This is a genomic window from Bradyrhizobium sp. S3.2.6 (assembly GCF_040546885.1).
Classification (GTDB): Bacteria; Pseudomonadota; Alphaproteobacteria; order Rhizobiales; family Xanthobacteraceae; genus Bradyrhizobium; species Bradyrhizobium cytisi.
Genome location: NZ_JBEPOS010000002.1, coordinates 210690 through 226145, shown reverse-complemented (window position 1 = coordinate 226145; position 15456 = coordinate 210690). Strand labels below are relative to the sequence as shown.

15 protein-coding genes and 1 pseudogene are annotated in these 15456 nt (G+C 63.5%); 2 read left to right on the top strand and 14 right to left on the bottom strand.

What is annotated here, in order from left to right; translation table 11 throughout:
* Positions 1-64 precede the first annotated feature (64 nt).
* The 5 genes and pseudogenes from ABID58_RS05375 to ABID58_RS05355 form a co-directional block, all read right to left on the bottom strand.
* Positions 65-337 (bottom strand): annotated as a pseudogene (locus tag ABID58_RS05375) (SUMF1/EgtB/PvdO family nonheme iron enzyme); the annotation flags it as partial.
* 378 nt (positions 338-715) lie between these two features.
* Complete coding sequence (locus ABID58_RS05370; RefSeq protein WP_148752104.1) at positions 716-1063, bottom strand: hypothetical protein; 348 nt, start codon at positions 1061-1063, stop codon at positions 716-718.
* Between the two features lie 238 nt (positions 1064-1301).
* Positions 1302-2318 (bottom strand): zinc-dependent alcohol dehydrogenase family protein, encoded by a 1017-nt coding sequence (locus ABID58_RS05365; RefSeq protein WP_148752105.1) that lies wholly within the window; start codon positions 2316-2318, stop codon positions 1302-1304.
* A complete protein-coding gene (locus ABID58_RS05360; protein WP_354031833.1) occupies positions 2315-2734 on the bottom strand; it encodes a (R)-mandelonitrile lyase in 420 nt (139 codons plus the stop codon). Before ABID58_RS05360 ends, ABID58_RS05365 begins: the two co-directional genes overlap by 4 nt.
* A gap of 50 nt (positions 2735-2784) precedes the next feature.
* Positions 2785-3999: an MFS transporter gene (locus ABID58_RS05355; RefSeq protein WP_354031832.1), complete on the bottom strand. Its 1215-nt coding sequence runs from the start codon at positions 3997-3999 to the stop codon at positions 2785-2787.
* Between the two features lie 131 nt (positions 4000-4130).
* Here ABID58_RS05355 and ABID58_RS05350 point away from each other — a divergent pair, with 131 nt between their 5' ends.
* Positions 4131-5039 (top strand): LysR family transcriptional regulator, encoded by a 909-nt coding sequence (locus tag ABID58_RS05350; RefSeq protein WP_354031831.1) that lies wholly within the window; start codon positions 4131-4133, stop codon positions 5037-5039.
* Positions 5040-5209: 170 nt separating this feature from the next.
* On the opposite strand, the gene ABID58_RS05345 is transcribed toward ABID58_RS05350, so the two are convergent.
* From ABID58_RS05345 to ABID58_RS05335, 3 genes are all read right to left on the bottom strand, one after another.
* Complete coding sequence (locus tag ABID58_RS05345) at positions 5210-5728, bottom strand: P-loop nucleotide/nucleoside kinase family protein (protein WP_354031830.1); 519 nt, start codon at positions 5726-5728, stop codon at positions 5210-5212.
* A gap of 125 nt (positions 5729-5853) precedes the next feature.
* A complete protein-coding gene (locus tag ABID58_RS05340; RefSeq protein ID WP_354031829.1) occupies positions 5854-6345 on the bottom strand; it encodes a septal ring lytic transglycosylase RlpA family protein in 492 nt (163 codons plus the stop codon).
* A gap of 410 nt (positions 6346-6755) precedes the next feature.
* Positions 6756-7196: a GNAT family N-acetyltransferase gene (locus tag ABID58_RS05335; protein WP_354031828.1), complete on the bottom strand. Its 441-nt coding sequence runs from the start codon at positions 7194-7196 to the stop codon at positions 6756-6758.
* Positions 7197-7465: 269 nt separating this feature from the next.
* Here ABID58_RS05335 and ABID58_RS05330 point away from each other — a divergent pair, with 269 nt between their 5' ends.
* The gene (locus tag ABID58_RS05330; RefSeq protein WP_354031827.1) at positions 7466-8230 is read left to right on the top strand and encodes an outer membrane protein; all 765 of its coding nucleotides are present in this window, start codon (positions 7466-7468) and stop codon (positions 8228-8230) included.
* Positions 8231-8312: 82 nt separating this feature from the next.
* On the opposite strand, the gene ABID58_RS37365 is transcribed toward ABID58_RS05330, so the two are convergent.
* The 6 genes from ABID58_RS37365 to ABID58_RS05300 all read right to left on the bottom strand — a co-directional run bounded on the left by ABID58_RS37365 (position 8313) and on the right by ABID58_RS05300 (position 15456).
* Entirely contained in the window at positions 8313-8603 is a 291-nt protein-coding gene (locus ABID58_RS37365; RefSeq protein WP_502916380.1) for a hypothetical protein, read from the bottom strand.
* A 28-nt stretch (positions 8604-8631) separates the two neighbouring features.
* Complete coding sequence (locus ABID58_RS05320; protein WP_354031826.1) at positions 8632-9207, bottom strand: HdeD family acid-resistance protein; 576 nt, start codon at positions 9205-9207, stop codon at positions 8632-8634.
* A 129-nt stretch (positions 9208-9336) separates the two neighbouring features.
* Complete coding sequence (locus ABID58_RS05315) at positions 9337-10860, bottom strand: FAD-dependent oxidoreductase (RefSeq protein WP_354031825.1); 1524 nt, start codon at positions 10858-10860, stop codon at positions 9337-9339.
* 155 nt (positions 10861-11015) lie between these two features.
* Positions 11016-11843: a 3',5'-cyclic nucleotide phosphodiesterase gene (locus ABID58_RS05310; RefSeq protein WP_148752115.1), complete on the bottom strand. Its 828-nt coding sequence runs from the start codon at positions 11841-11843 to the stop codon at positions 11016-11018.
* 215 nt (positions 11844-12058) lie between these two features.
* Positions 12059-12937 carry a transglutaminase family protein gene (locus ABID58_RS05305; protein WP_354031824.1) on the bottom strand — a complete coding sequence of 293 codons (879 nt, stop codon included), beginning with the start codon at positions 12935-12937 and terminating at the stop codon, positions 12059-12061.
* Entirely contained in the window at positions 12934-15456 is a 2523-nt protein-coding gene (locus ABID58_RS05300; RefSeq protein WP_354031823.1) for a circularly permuted type 2 ATP-grasp protein, read from the bottom strand. The genes ABID58_RS05305 and ABID58_RS05300 overlap by 4 nt, the downstream gene beginning before the upstream one ends.

The following is a 15456-nucleotide window of genomic DNA, read 5'->3' as shown; positions in this document are numbered from 1 at the left end:
TGGTCCAGCCCTCCGCCTGAGCGACATCGAGCGCCTTGTCGAGCTTGCCCACGGAAGAGTTGCGGTCGCGGAGATCGACGGGATGATCGGGTGGATTGAAAACGAGCGAACCCGCTTTCAGCATGTGGGGCAATGCACCCGGATAATCGTTCGGATCGGGAGCGATCTCGGCAAAGGTGACGTATCCCGTCACTTCAATGAATGCACGAAACTGCTGGTTCGTCACTGGCGTTCGATCGATCCGGAAGCTGTCGACCGCGACGCGATGGGCCGGCTTCTCCTCGGGATAATGCTTGTCCGATCCCATCCGGAACATGCCGCCGGGAACGAGCAGCATGTCGGCGTGTCGCTCAGCAACTGCCCACGTGCCTGCTTCGGAGAGACTCATGATACGCACAATCCTGCCAAGGCACACAAAACTACGCTCGTCCTGACGGCGCGCCAGGAAGCGGCCGTCGATCAATCACATGGCCGGCGCCTCAATGCGCGCCAGACGTCAATTGAACATCGAAGAATGCTAGAGCGATTTGAATCATCGTCCGATAGACATCAATGGTCCGGACGATTGTCTGCTACCGCACATTGCGCCTAACACGCTGTGGAAGCAAGCATGTTTGTCCTCGCACTCACGCGTGCGGCGGTCAGTGGAAATTCCGCGTGTTGATTTAAATCAAACCGGACGGCCGAAGTTCGGAGCAGTCGCGATGCAGTACGATCAGTTCTTGGGAAGCTTTCGCGCAAATTGTTGATCCTGAAGACAGGTCAACAATTCGACGTAACTGGGCGGCATCGCATTGTCGTCTGCCTTCTCGCCAACGGCCACCGACATACACATAGCGCGGTCAGACGCCAAAAAACCCGGCCATTGGGTCTGAAGCTGATCCTTCGCCCGCTGCTCGTCGTCCACACACCGCTTGATTGTTGCGGCCATACCGGCATTGGGATCGGAAGCCGACGCGCTGTCGACTTTGCAGCCCCGTTGAATGTTGAAGTTCGGCACGGTGTCGGCGACGTTGAAAATCAGCGGCAACGTAAGCAATACTGTCGGGATGTGCGCGAACATTTTGGTCCTCCTCGCAAGAGTTAAGAGTCAGAGACCTCAATTTCACGTCGTCGTACGAGCTGGCAGCGTGATCGACAGGACCCTACGCTTATGCGATCGCGAAACAATCGGATTCGTAAAATCAGTCCGGAGGAATTCCTCGATCCGCCAACGGCGCTGGGCGAAATCGATGAGCTGGTTGGGCGGCTGATCGGGAGCCTGCAGAGTCGCTCCCGATAGACAGCGCCCTGCCCCGCCGTCACACCGTCAGCATCGTCTTGATCGCGCGGCGCTGGTCCATCGCCTTGTAGCCTTCGGCAACCTGGTCGATCGGCAGCGTGAGATCGAACACCTTGCCCGGCTGAATCCGTCCATTGAGCACCCGATCCATGAGATCGGGCAGGAACCGCCGCACCGGAGCGGGACCGCCCAGCATGCGCCGCTGCCCGAAGAACAACGCCTGGCCATCGAAGGTCACGCCATGGGGAACGCCGACATAGCCGATCGTGCCGCCCGGACGCGTGCATTCGAGCGCTTGTGACATGGCTTCCTGCGTGCCGACGCATTCGAGCACCGAGTCGGCACCGACGCCCCGGGTCAGCTCCTTGACGCGCGCGATGCCCTCGAGGCCGCGCTCGACGACGATATCGGTGGCGCCGAACTCCCGGGCCAGATCCTGCCGCGTCTTGTGGCGGCTCATGGCGATGATGCGCTCCGCGCCCATCTCTTTCGCTGCAAGCACACCCATGAGGCCGACCGCACCGTCGCCGACCACCGCGACCACGGAGCCTTGCTTCACATTCGCGGCGTCCGCGGCGTACCAGCCGGTCCCGAGCACGTCGGAGGTCGCAAGCAGATGCGGGATGAGATCGCGTCCCGGCATCTCGCTGGTCGCGACCAGCGTGCCATCAGCGAGCGCGACGCGCGCGTAAGGCGCCTGCGCGCCCGACATGAACTCACGCTGCTCGCACGACGACTGGAAACCGAATTTGCAATGCGGGCAGGTATTGTCCGAAAGGCAGAACGAGCCGACGACGAACTGGCCGGGCTTGATCGTCCGCACCGCGCCGCCGATCTCGACGACCACGCCGCAATATTCATGCCCCATATGCGCAGGGCCCTCACTGGGCTGTAGTCCACGATAGGGCCAGAGATCGGAACCGCAGATGCAGGTGGCCGACAGCTTGATGATGGCATCGGTCGGGCGAATGATCCTGGGGTCGTCGACGCTTTCGTAACGGACATCGCCGGGCCCGTAGAGGACGGTTGCCTTCATGGCTGGTCTCCGTTGGCGGCAGCCGCGCCATACTGTTCGTCTGTTACCTTTTCCATCCACGCGACCGGGCTGCCGTCGAGCGCTTCCTGGATGGCGATATGGCTCATGGCCGTGTTCGCTGACGCGCCATGCCAGTGCTTCTCGCCGGGCTCGAACGAGACCACGTCGCCCGGTCGGATGTCCTCGATCGGACCGCCCCAGCGCTGCACGTGGCCGCGGCCGGACGTGACGATCAGCGTCTGGCCGAAAGGATGCGTGTGCCATGCAGTGCGCGCGCCGGGCTCAAAGGTGACGTGATTGCCGGCGACGCGAGATGGATCGATGGCCGGAAACAAGGGATCGATACGGACCGTGCCGGTGAAATACTCTGCCGGAGCCCGGGCCGACGCTTGCGAGCCTGCTTGCCGAATTTGCATGTCATGCCTCCGTTACTGCCAGTGTTTCAAACATTACGCGCGAAACCGCGTCACAAGGCACAAGCCGCGCATTGCGAGTTGGTTCTTGCCCTGCGACGAAAGATTCCAAACAAGATGACCGAGGACGAGAGCGCGAGTATGACGGCGCTGAACAGAAAGGTGGCCCGATAACCGCCACCGTCGAACAGCACGCCACCGCCGGCGGCTCCGATCGTGATGGCAAACTGAACCACCGCGACCATCAAGCCTCCGCCTGCTTCCGCGTCGTCAGGCAATGCCCTGCTCAGCCACGTCCACCAGCCGACGGGCGCCGCCGTACCGACGAAGCCCCACAGGGACATCAGTGCAGCCGTTGCGCCGAGTGAGGAACCATAACCCGTCAATGCGACCGCCACGACGGCCATTGCGAACGGCATCAAGACCAGAGACGAATAAAGGCGCTGGCGGATGACGAGCCCAATCAGTGACGTGCCGACAAGACCGGCCACGCCCATGACGAGCAGCAGAACCGAAATGGTCGTGGCGTCGACGCGCGTCACCATTTCGAAGAACGGCCGCAGATAGGTGAAGAGTGAGAACTGCCCGAGGAAGAACAGCGCCGCTGCGAGCATGCCGTAGGGAACTTCAGGGCGGCGCAGAACCTTGAACGCCGCCGCCGCGCTTGCCCGCTGCTGACTCGGCATGCGCGGCAACGTGAAGAATTGCCAAAGCAGGGTCAGCGCTGCAATCGGCACGACGCAAAAGAACGCGCCGCGCCAACCGATGTACTGGCCGAGGAAGCTGCCGAGAGGCGCGGCAATCGTCGTCGCGAGGGCATTGCCGCCATTGAGAAGCGCAAGTGCACGCGGCACATCCTTGTCCGGCGCGAGGCGGATCATCGTCGCGGCGGACATCGACCAGAAGCCACCGACGGCCATGCCGACCAGCGCGCGTCCGACCATGAAGACCGCGTAACTGGGCGCAAAAGCAACGAGGATGCCGGAGACGAGGGTGATGCCGGTCAGCCACAGCAAGACGGACCGACGATCGACACCGCGCGTCGCGGCCGAGATGAAGAGACTGGTGAGAATCGCGAACAGGCCGGATACGGAAATGGCTTGCCCCGCCTGGCCTTCGGTCAAATGCAGACTGTCCGCGATCGGCGTCAGCAGACTGACGGGCATCCATTCGGCTGCGACCAGCGTCGAGGCGCAGAGCGACAGTGCAAAAACTGCACTCCACGCGGCCACTGGCTGCATCGTCTTCTGATTTGTCGTGACGTCCATCGGGGATCCATATGTCGCGAAGCGCCCACACCGGCGCTGGTCACGGCAACACATAGCGCCGCCGACGGCATTCGATTAGCCGATATAATTTGCTTGCATTAATCGATGTGAGCCATGAATAGTGGCGGCCCATGGCCGCTCAGGATTTCAACGATCTGCTGGCCTTCGTGGCTGTCGCCCGCGAGCGCAGCTTCACGAAGGCCGCCGCGAAACTGGGCGTCGTGCAGTCGACGCTGAGCCACACAATCAAGCGCCTGGAATCGCAGATGGGCCTGCGGCTGTTGACGCGCACGACCCGAAGCGTCGGCCTGACCGAGGCCGGCGAGCGGCTCCAGCAATCGGTTGCGCCGCGCATCGAGGAGATCGAACGCGATATCGCCGCACTGATGTCCCTGCGCGACAAGCCGTCGGGCACTATCCGGATTACGCTCTCGGACCATGCCCTGGAAAAAGCCGTCTGGCCGAAGCTGGTGCCAGTCCTGACGAAATATCCCGACATCAAGGTCGAGTTCAGCCTCGACACGGCCTTCCGCAACATCGTCGAGGACGGCTTCGATGCCGGCATCCGCCTCGGCGAGAGCGTCGAGAAGGACATGATCGCGGTACGCATCGGTCCGGACTGGCGGCTCGTCGCGGTCGCCTCGCCCGCCTATCTGAAGGAGCATCCGAAGCCGAAGCATCCGCAGGACCTCCTGAAGCATGTCTGCATCAAGCGGCGCGCGGCGGCCGGCGGTCATTATGTATGGGAGTTCGCCAAGAACGGTCCCGACCTCCGGGTACGGGTCGAGGGGCAACTGACCTTCAACGACTCCCGCGCCATGATCGAAGCCGCTGTCAAAGGCTTCGGCATCGCCTATCTTCCCGAAGATATGGTGACGCGGCACGTCCGGTCCGGCGAGCTCGTCATCGTGCTCGACGACTGGTCGCCGAAATTCGACGGCTATTACATCTACTATCCGACCTCACGGCAGAACTCGGCTGCATTCAAGGTGATCGTCGACGCGCTCCGCTACAACGAAGCGCGAAGAAAGCGCGGCTAGTCGCGCTGATATGCGTCCAAACGAAAAGCCCCGGCACGAGGGCCGAGGCTTGCGATGCAGTCCGCGTACATCCGGCGAACCAATCGTCACGTGGGAGACTAGCAACGGATTTTGAACGGATGATGACGGGGTTGGCGCGGACAAAATGTCGCCGTGGGGCGGAACCCAGCTCAACCGGTTTCGTCGCGAAGATAGATCTCCATCCGTTCGAGCAGATGATCGATCGAATCACTGGCGGTATCGAGCACCAGATGATCGCGATCCCATGGTTCATAATGGCGACTGACGATGTCGTGCCAGCTCGGCAGCTTGAGGCCGGCGATGTCGGACGTGCGCGCTTCCGCGCGCTGCCGGTGCAGAGCCACGTCGCTGCAGATCACTTCGATCTCGGCGATGCGCGCTGATGCTTGCATGGCCGTTTGCCGCCAACCATCACGGCTCGCCGGCACCGGATTGACGCAATCCGCGACAACCACGCGGCCGAGCCGCAGGTTCTCGGCCGCCAGTGCATTGGCGATGACGTAGCCCATCGGGCCGACATCATGGCCCGCCGCGCGCAGCGTCTGCTCGATCGCATCGACGCGGATGTAGCTCGCTGCAAACCGTCTCGTCAGCTCGCGCGAGAGCGTGGTCTTCCCGGTGCCGGGAAGGCCGCCGAAAACGATGAGGGTGGGTTGCCGGCTTGCCATGCCTCATCATCCATCGGCATGCTGCGGCCTGCAATGGGCGACGCAGAGCAACGGTCTCAAAGAAAGCAAAGCCCACGGCGGCATGATTCCAACCCGTTGTGCTGCGTCTCCTTCGGCTACAACGTTCAGCCGACCGGCCCAGGAGTCCAATCGTCGCCGGACAGCGGCCTGACTGTGACGTGAGGAAGGACTCCAAGCTCCATGCTCGGGTCGAAATGGCGCATCGTCCGCTCGTTGAGATCGATGATGCGGCCGGGCCTGAGCGGCCCCACGTCATTGATCTTGACGATGACCTTCTTGCCGACGGCCTCGACGAGCGCAAATTTCGGTCTCGCGCCGAACTGAACCCCGCCAAATTTCTGACGCAAGCCCGTCTTGATGGCGGCTGTCCAGACTGAGGGATCATAACGCTCGCCGGAGGCCGTTCTCGGGCCACCCTCCTCCTTGCCAGGCTTGAACGGATTATATGTCGATGCTGCGCCAACGATCACATCTCCACGGGCGGCATCGACGACGGTGCTTGAATGAACCCCACTTGTTTCACTGCGGGCAACTGTCACAGAAACGGCAAGCGCAACCAGGGCGCCGCAAATTGCGGCGCTCGAGCGGAACACCATTATATCTCCTTTGATTTTTCGTGCGGTTCCCGATGCCGCAGAACATGGCCAAGCGAACGCGTCAGCGTTTTTCGACTTGCGCCAGTCTCTTGCGGATTCGTGCCACCCCTGGCTTGCGGAACCATTGCGAGAACCTGAGCGGTTCCCGCATCGTGTTTTCGTTGTCGCTGTCTAAGACAGGGAATGAGTCAGCAACATGACACCTGGAGCGATGAGTCTTGATCCCCGGAGTCTTACGTGCTCAGCGGTGAGGGCTCATCGCGCAACGCCCGTGAGAACGGCAATGGCGCGGAACTTCGGGACATCTGCATATCACCCCGCCGCGCTTTGATCAGCTCCTTGCCGATTGCGGCGAGGTGGTCCGGACCGTCGCCGATGCGGATGAAGCGGCTGCGGACTCGTACGGAATTCTACAAGCTGCGCGTTAGAACCCGCTCTCCGTTTGCGAGCATCGCATCAGTCTCAACGAATCCGATCGAACGATAGAAGTCTAGCGGACCGCCATCGCCGAGCACGACGCTCGTCTGCATTCGTCGGTAGCCAGCATCGCGGAGAAGATTGATCAGCTGCATGATCGCTTGTTTTGCGTATCCCATCTCTTGGTGGTTATGGTCGATCATTAACCGCCAAAGGTAGGCAACTTCCGTCTCATCGGCTGGCTTCCACATCACGAAGCCAACCGGTACCTCGTCTGCGTACACTGCCCTGAAGATGGCTCGCGGCTCGAAATATGCTTGCGCTATTGAGAGTGCGTTGGGGGCGACAAAGCGCTTCTGCTCCTCTCTGGTTTCCAAGGCGCAAACCACCCGCACAGTTGCAGCGGTTATCTCGCGGAGGGTTATCATGGACATCACGATGCGGATTTCCGGTTTGTTGCGATTAGCCGACAGGACAACGCACCATGGGCCGTTCGGCTTGGGGCCAAGCGCAGCCCATATGTCGTCGGCTCGACAGATGTCCGAAAAGTCCGCTGAGTGACGCCCCGGGCCGTGTAACAACGCAGCAACAGAGTTTCAAATACGTCTCCTGATGGGAGAATGAAAGACGCGCGCTCGGTGGGCTCTGGTATATCCAATAGCTGGATTTTTACTTCGAGCCGTTTTTGATGAATGGAGGCTGCATGTCTTTTCGGATTTTCAGCGGTATTGCGCTGGTTGCACTCGCGGTATCCGCCACGGCTGCCCAGAGCGCCGATCTTGGCACACGGGCTTACACCAAGGCGCCGATGGCGCCGGCTCCAATTTCCGTTTGGAGTGGCTGCTACATCGGCGGAAATGTCGGCGGAGGCTGGGACCGCCAAGACTATACCAATGTCAATCCTCACCGGCTGCCAAACTTCGACTTAGGGTCAGAGCGCAATTCCGGCGTGCTCAGCGGCGGTCAGGTGGGTTGCGATTACCAGGTTGGATCATGGGTGATCGGCGCCCAAGGCATGTTTGAAGCTGCTGACCTTCGCGGCAGCAACCATGTGGTGCCTGGAGCCGCCGATCCCCAATTCCCGAACGTTTTCGACCTCAGCGCAAAGACGTCCTGGATTACGACTGCGACCATGCGCGTCGGCTATGCGGTGCTCCCGCAGGCCCTCATCTATGTCAAGGGCGGCGCTGCTTGGACCCATGCAAAACTTGACTACACGATCACCGGAATGGGTGTCTCAAATAACTCGGGTGCGGAGACACGGTCAGGTTGGGACATCGGAGGCGGTCTCGAATATCTCTTTGCGCCGAACTGGTCGGTATTCGTGGAATACAATCACATGGATTTCGGTACGCAGACGCTGAACACGCAAGACGCGTTTGGTTTCATCGAGCCTATTCGCGTTAGCCGCCGGATCGATACCGTCATGGCGGGCGTGAATTTTAGGTTCGGGCCGTGGGGTAGGTAAGCAGCACGGCGCGAAGAGCGCGCGCCTTTGCCCACCCTACGATTCCGAGCGAGAGGAGAGAGTCCTTCACCCACGCCGCCCCTCACCTCCCGCGAAGTATCGTAGGGTGGGCAAAGCGAAGCGTGCCCACCATGCCAGCACGGCGCGCGGATAGTGGGCACGGCGCGCGAAGAGCGCGCGCCTTTGCCCACCCTACGATTCCACCCCTCACGTCCCGCGCAGCAGCTCGGCTCCCTACGATCCAGTCGTTGCCGTCGAACCGGAGCATATAGCCGTCCTTGATCGGGCGGAAATCCTGCGGCGTGGTGTTGAGCGTGATGCCGGGCAGCAGCAGCGACAGCGGCGCGCTCTTCAGGCTGGAGGCCTGCGCCATGATGTTCTCGCGTCGCGTTGCTGACGAGCTAGTGACGCCGCCGCAGGCTGAAACCCAGGCTGATCCAGCCGGCACCGGCCATGATCAGATCGATGCCGAGGAACAGGCCGAGGATATAGACGCTGTTGACCGGCCAGCGTGCCAGGATCAACAGCCCGAGCAGCAGCGTGATGATGGCCGACAGCGCCACCCAGACCCACGGGCTTTCGCGCTTCATGCTGAAGGCGAGAAACAGCCGCACCGCGCCCGAGGCGAGCAGCGAGGCGCCGAGGAACAGGGTCAGCAGCGCTGCTGCAAACAACGGGTTCTCGAAGGTCAGGAAGCCCGCGATGATGTAGAGCGCCCCGAGCAAGGCCCAGAGCACGAACTTGCCCCAGCTCTTCATCTGGAACGCGCCGATCACCTCGGTGAACCCTGCGACGATCATCATGGCGCCGACCACGATCACGCTTGCGACCGTCGCCATCACCATGCTGCCGAGCGCGACGAAGCCTGTGACGAGATAGACGATACCGAGGGCAACGATCCAGCCCCATTTGGCGTGCAGCGCCGCAAGGCCGGAGCCCAGACCCATATGTCGAGACGTATCCGAAGCGCTTGTCATGACGGCCACTCCTGCATGTGAAGCCCCAGCGCACAGCTCAGGATAGCACCGATCGCGCCGGGACGACAGCCGGCCGAGCGGCCCCTGCGGGAGCCAACATTGAGGTAAATCAACCTCAAATGCGGCGCCTCACCCGCGCGCCCGCTCCATCTCGAGCTCGGCCTTGAGATTGTCGAGATCGCGGTTGATCGAGGCGACGGCCAGCACGCGGCCGGCCTTGATATATCGCAGCATGCAATCCCGTTTGGAGATGCTGCCGTCGATCTCAATGTGGTCGTAGCTGTCGGCGTGGCCCAGATAATTGATGACGACGTCAAAATGCTGGCTCCAGAAGAACGGCACGGCGTCGAAGCGCTCGCGCTTGCCCATCATGTTGCGCGCCGCGGTCTGGCCCTGCCGCTCCGCCACCACCCAGTGCTCGACGCGGATGGTTTGCCGCGAATGCGGATCGGGCCAGCGCGCGATATCGCCGGCGGCGAAGATTCCGGCGACGCTGGTCTCCAGATATTCGCTCACGCTGACGCCCCGATCGGCTGCGAGCCCTGCGTGCTCTGCCAGCGCAAGGCGCGGCTTGACGCCGATGCCGACCACGACGAGGTCGGCCTCGATCACGGCGCCGCTCTTCAGCGTGGCGCGGGTACCGTCGATTTTCTCCACGGTGTCCTTCAAGTGGAAGCTGACGCCGTTCTCCTCGTGAACCTTGCGGATGAAATCGCCCATCTCGGGACCGAGCACCTTCTGCATCGGCCGCTCCTCCGGCGCGACCACATGGACCTCGAGCTTGCGCGCACGAAGCGACGCCGCGACCTCGAGGCCGATGAAGCTCGCACCGATCACGAGCACGCGCTTCGCGCTGCCCGCCGCCTTGATGATGGCACGGCTGTCGGCCACGGAGCGTAAGGTGTGGACATGCGGCTGATCGGCGCCGGGGATCTGGAGCTTGACCGGCTCTGCGCCGGTCGCGAGCAGCAGCCGGTCGAACGGCAGCTTGTCGCCATTGCCGAGCGTCACGCTGCGCGTCTTCGGATCGATCGCCGAGACGTTGGTGTTGAGCCGGAGATCGATGCTGGCATCCCCATAGTAGTCCTCGGGGCGCAACGGCAGATATTCTTCCGGCGCATTTCCGGCGAGATAGTCCTTGGACAGGTTCGGCCGGTCGGCCGGCATCGCGCCGTCACTGCTGAGCATCGTGATGCTGCCGGCAAAACCCTCGCGCCGGAGCATCTCGGCCGCCGCAAAACCGGCCCCGCCGCCGCCGACGATGACGAATTTTTCCGGAGTTGGCGCGGTGCGGTGGGACGCCGAAGGCTTCGGCATATCGCGCTTGCGCTGGACCATGATCCTGTCCTGATCGCGCGTCACCTCCCACACTGTCAGCGTATTGAGTGCCGGCGCACGCGTCGCCTCGCCGGTGCGAAGTGAGAAGCAGGCGTGATGCCAGGGACAGCGGATAGTGTCGCCGACCACCAGCCCTTCGGCCAGCGGACCATGCCAATGGCTGCATTCGGGCTCGATTGCAAACACATCGCCGGCGGCGTGCACCAGCAGGACGTCCTCCTCGCCGACATGCCCGAGCAGCTTACCATCCTTGAACTCGCGCAACGACACGCCCCTGGTCAGGTCGGGTCCGCCCGGCTTCTTGTCCTCGGTCATGGTCATCTCCCTGGCACCTCAACGCGCAGCTCAGGATTGGACGACGGCGACAGCGAAAAGTTCCTGCGATCGCGAAAATCAGGCTTTGGCCGCTCAGGATTCAGAAGCGCCGGCGGCGGCGCTTTCCGCTTCGCTCCATGCGGGCTACAAGAGCCCTACTTCTGCGGTCCGGATAGCGATATCTCGCGTTCGGCCCGGAACACGTTGCTGTAGAGATTGGCGATCCACTGCCGGCCGATCTCGGTCTTGTTGAGATAGCCGATCTCGGTCTGGATGTGCGGCGCGACGCTATTCCAATAGAATTGCGGATAGCGGTTCACGATGTCGGCGGGCGAGTCGTAGCCGAGTTGGCGGTTCATGCCGACCTCCTCGAACTCGTAATAGAGTGCATTGGCCTTGCGCAGATAGTTGGGATCGCCGAGCTGCCCGATGAAGTCGGCGGCGCGCAGGATCGACGCCTCGTCGTCGTATTCCTGGCCCTCGCGGGCCGGGAAGCGCGTCCCCTCGATGGCGCGGGCGATGCGTTCAGGATCAAGCCCCGGAATGTGCCGCAACCGCCGCGTCACATAGAGCTTCGAGCGGTCGACGTGATACGTCATCAAGCTGGCGTCCGACGCACCGCGCGGCAACGAGATCTTGGTGTCGGCAGCATCGATCACGAAGCCGTCGATGTCATCCTCCTCGAACAGGCCGCGCACATAGCCGATATCGTGGGCGAGGCAGGCGATCAGGACGTGGACGTAATCCTCGGCCGTCAGGTGGGTATGGAGGCTTCGGCCGCTGAGGATGGAATGGCCCGCCAGCGTCACCAGCATCGTATGCTCGATGTTATGGTAAAGTGCATCGCTGTTGCCGATGCATTCCATCGCCGTGCGGGTTGCGCTCTCGACTATACTCGCAGCGCTCTCGTCATACCGACGCCGCATGAACGTGCCCAGCAGCTTCTCCAGGGATTCAGCTGCCAGTCGCGGTAACGTCATCATGGATGCAGCCCCGTCCGTCGGTGGTGTCCCACGCTAGCCTCCTGACGCCTCATACTCGCCCTCGACGCAGGCTCAGCATAGCCCAATCTGGGGCGACTGGCCAAACCCGGGAGTGAAAACACGGAAATATGTTGCAGTTGTGCTCCGCGATATCGCGGTTGCGGTGAATGCTCGACACATCCCTGGCGGGCGTCGCCGGGACGGCAAAACCGCAATCAGTCCACCAGCTGCACGTCCACGGCGACGCCGAGCTTCTGCTTCGGGGAGCCGACGATGATGCCGTCCACCGGGGACACATCGGAGAAGTCGCGACCGACCGCCAGCACGATGTGGTCATTGGCGACCAAGAGATCGTTGGTCGGATCGAAATCGACCCAGCCGAGCTCCGCGCCGCACCACAGCGACACCCAGGCGTGCGTGGCATCCGCTCCCTGCAAGCGCGGCTGTCCTGCCGGCGGAATGGTGCGTAAGTAGCCGCTGACATAGGCGGCAGGCAGGCCGAGCCCGCGCAGCCCCGCGATCATCACATGGGCAAAATCCTGGCAGACGCCGTGGCGCTTGTCGAAGACCTCGTCGAGCGGCGTCGAGATCGCCGTCGCCTTCGGGTCATAGCGAAACCCGGTGCGGATGCGATGCATGAGATCGACCGCGCCGGCGAGGATGCCCTTTTCGGGCGCGAAGCTCTCGGCGGCATAGGCACTGACGGGACGCAACACCGGCACCAGCGGGCTCGCAAAGACATAACCGACCGGCGAGGCCGGCCCGAGGCTTGTCGCTTCGAACGCGATGTCGCGGATGCTCTCCCAGGATGGGCTCGCGGCGTCGCGCGCCGGTGGCTTCCGCGCGACGGAGACGCGCGAGCGCGAGTCGATGCGTAAATTGCGATGCGCGGCCTCGATCACGATGCTCTCGGTCAGCGTGCCAAAGAAATCGCGGCGGACGTGGCGCTCGGACGGACGCGGACGGATCTCGATCTTGTGCGAGATCAGCTCCTGGCCGTTGCCGTCCCTCGGCTCAAGCCGCAGCGTGCAGCGGGCGAAGCTGACCGGGCTCTCGTACTCGTAAGTCGTGACGTGCCGGATGTCGTAGATCACGCCAGCCCCGTCAGCTTTTCCGGCCGGCTCGCATTGGTGCCGTGCGGGAAGTAATGCAGCCCGATCGCTTCGGCGAGGCTGAGCAAATCCTGCTCCAGCGCGAACAAAGTCTTGACCTCGAGCTTCTCGGCTTCGGCGGTCGCCAGCATGGACTGCACCGCCACCGCAAGCCGCTGCGGCTGCTCGATCAGGCCGTGCTCCTTCAAGCTTGGCAATGCCGCGATATGCTCGTTCAGTGTCGTCACCTGGAACGCCACCGACCGCGGATTGTAGGGATCGAGCACGGCGAGATCGCGCACCGGCGCCAGGATCGGCGCCAGCAGATAGCGCGAGCGGTAGGTGATCTGGGAATCCACCAGCGTCAGCAGGATGTCGAGGTCCTCGTCGCCAGCCTCGTCATAGGCAAACTGTCGGGCAAAACGCGCGGTGTTGATGGCGCGCTCGGTGCGGCGGCCAATATCGAGGAAGCGCCAGCCGGCGGCGCGGTTCATGTTCTCCTGCGCGAGGCCTGCGAAGCTCGCAAGCTCCTGCAAGGTCAGCTCGGCCGCACTCAACACGCTGTCGTCGTCCTCGACCTCGTAGGAGAGCCGATCGGCCATCTCGGTGATGACCTGCCAGGCATCGGGCGACAGCCGCTCGCGCAAGGAGGTTGCGGTGCGCTGCGCCGCGCGCACCAGCGACAGCGCCGAGCCGAAACGCGCCTCGCTCTGCAAGGCTTCGGCGACGATGCGCCCCGGTGCCGTGCGCGAGGTCTGCGAGATCGCACCCCAGGTCACCAGCAGGCGCTGGATCCGTTCGGCCGATTGCAGCGAGGCCGCGGTGCCCTTGTTGGGTCCGCTCGGCGAGCCCAGCGCGCGCACCAGCCGCAGCGTCGCTTCGGCGCGTTCGAGATAGCGGCCGAGCCAGAACAGATTGTCGGCAGCGCGGCTCGGCAGCACGCCGGCGATCCGGCGAATCCGGACCTTGTCTGTCGCTGGCAGCAGCGACGCGGTCGAGACCTTCTTGTCCGAGACCACCCAGACGTCGGCGGCACGCGCGCCGTCCCCCATCGACACCGCGCGCGCATCCGCCTGCTCGGCGATCCGGCAGAACCCGCCGGGCATGATGGCCCAGCCGTCGGGCGTTGCCGCAGCAAACACGCGCAGCACGAAGGGGCGCGGCATGATCTGCCCCTGCTCCCACACCGGCATGGTGGACAAGCGCACCACCTCCTGGCCGACATAATCCATGCCGCGGGCGCTGATTGCATCGACCAGCCGCTGACGTCCGGCGGCATCGAGCCCGCTCGCCAGCACCGGGCCGTTGCTGTCGAAGCCGGGCACGCCGCGCCGGTAGGCGCCTTCGATCGCGACCTCGTCGAGCCGCGACAATACCTCGTCGCGCGCCGAGCGCTGGCCGCACCACCAGGTCGCGATGTGCGGCATCTTCAGCTCTTCGCCGAGCAAACGGCGGCTCAAGGCCGGCAGGAAGCCGAGCAGCGCCCTCGCCTCCAGCACACCGGAGCCCGGCATGTTGGCAACGACGATGCCGTCCTTGCGCAGCACGTCGATCAGGCCGGGCACGCCGAGATGCGAGGAGGCATCGAGCTCGAGCGGATCGAGCGAGTTGGAATCGACACGGCGGAGCAATACGTCGAGCCGCTTCAGCCCCGCGACGGTGCGAATGTGGATGCGGTTTTCGCTGACGGCGAGATCGTCGCCCTCGACCAAGAGGAAGCCGAGATAGCGCGCCAGCGTCGCGTGCTCGAAATAGGTTTCGCTGAAACTGCCGGGCGAGAGCACGCCGATCCGCGGCTCGTCGCGATCGGCACGCGCGCGAAGGCTATCGCGAAACGCCTCGAAGAACGGCGCGACGCGCGGCACATTCATCGACTTGTAGAGATCGGAGAAGGCGCGCGACAGCACCAGGCGGTTCTCCAGCGCATAGCCCGCGCCTGACGGCGCCTGCGTGCGGTCGCCCAGCACCCACCAGCGGCCGTCGGGCCCACGGCCGACATCGGCAGCATAGAGCGAGAGGTAGCGCCCGCCCGGCGGCGGCACGCCGCAGACGGGACGGAGGTATTCGGGACTGCCGGCAATCGCGCCGGCCGGCAGCGCACCTTCCGCGACCAGCCGGCCTTCGCCATAGATGTCGCGCAGCACGAGCTCCAAAAGCTCGGCGCGCTGGGTGATGCCGGCGGAGAGCTGCTTCCAGTCGGCCTCGTCGATCAGCAGCGGCAGATGGCTGAGCGACCACGGCCGGTCGGCGCTGTCGCCGGGCGCGCGGTAGGTGACGCCGGCCTCGCGGAGATGGCGGTCGGCCATGCCGAAGCGCCGCTCGACCTCGTCGGGCGCCAGCGTGCCGAAGGCATCGAAGAAGCGGCTCCAGACCGCGCGCGGGGCGCCGTCGGGCCCCAGAAACTCGTCGGGGATGCCGGGCAGGCGGCGATAGTCGCGGACCCATTGCGCGAGGCGGCGCTGGCCTTCTCGCTGACCCTGCGCCTTACCCGCCTTGTCCTGTTCGGCTGCGCCCTCGCCCAT

Bases quoted from the DNA above. Each gene is read 5' to 3' on its own strand.
- ABID58_RS05360 (WP_354031833.1), bottom strand. From the start codon at position 2,734: ATGCAAATTCGGCAAGCAGGCTCGCAAGCGTCGGCCCGGGCTCCGGCA.
- ABID58_RS05370 (WP_148752104.1), bottom strand. From the start codon at position 1,063: ATGTTCGCGCACATCCCGACAGTATTGCTTACGTTGCCGCTGATTTTC.
- ABID58_RS05335 (WP_354031828.1), bottom strand. From the start codon at position 7,196: ATGTCCATGATAACCCTCCGCGAGATAACCGCTGCAACTGTGCGGGTG.
- ABID58_RS05310 (WP_148752115.1), bottom strand. From the start codon at position 11,843: ATGATGACGTTACCGCGACTGGCAGCTGAATCCCTGGAGAAGCTGCTG.
- ABID58_RS05320 (WP_354031826.1), bottom strand. From the start codon at position 9,207: ATGACAAGCGCTTCGGATACGTCTCGACATATGGGTCTGGGCTCCGGC.
- ABID58_RS05340 (WP_354031829.1), bottom strand. From the start codon at position 6,345: ATGGTGTTCCGCTCGAGCGCCGCAATTTGCGGCGCCCTGGTTGCGCTT.
- ABID58_RS05315 (WP_354031825.1), bottom strand. From the start codon at position 10,860: ATGACCGAGGACAAGAAGCCGGGCGGACCCGACCTGACCAGGGGCGTG.
- ABID58_RS05330 (WP_354031827.1), top strand. From the start codon at position 7,466: ATGTCTTTTCGGATTTTCAGCGGTATTGCGCTGGTTGCACTCGCGGTA.
- ABID58_RS05355 (WP_354031832.1), bottom strand. From the start codon at position 3,999: ATGGACGTCACGACAAATCAGAAGACGATGCAGCCAGTGGCCGCGTGG.
- ABID58_RS37365 (WP_502916380.1), bottom strand. From the start codon at position 8,603: ATGGCGCAGGCCTCCAGCCTGAAGAGCGCGCCGCTGTCGCTGCTGCTG.
- ABID58_RS05300 (WP_354031823.1), bottom strand. From the start codon at position 15,456: ATGGGCGAGGGCGCAGCCGAACAGGACAAGGCGGGTAAGGCGCAGGGT.
- ABID58_RS05345 (WP_354031830.1), bottom strand. From the start codon at position 5,728: ATGGCAAGCCGGCAACCCACCCTCATCGTTTTCGGCGGCCTTCCCGGC.
- ABID58_RS05350 (WP_354031831.1), top strand. From the start codon at position 4,131: ATGGCCGCTCAGGATTTCAACGATCTGCTGGCCTTCGTGGCTGTCGCC.
- ABID58_RS05365 (WP_148752105.1), bottom strand. From the start codon at position 2,318: ATGAAGGCAACCGTCCTCTACGGGCCCGGCGATGTCCGTTACGAAAGC.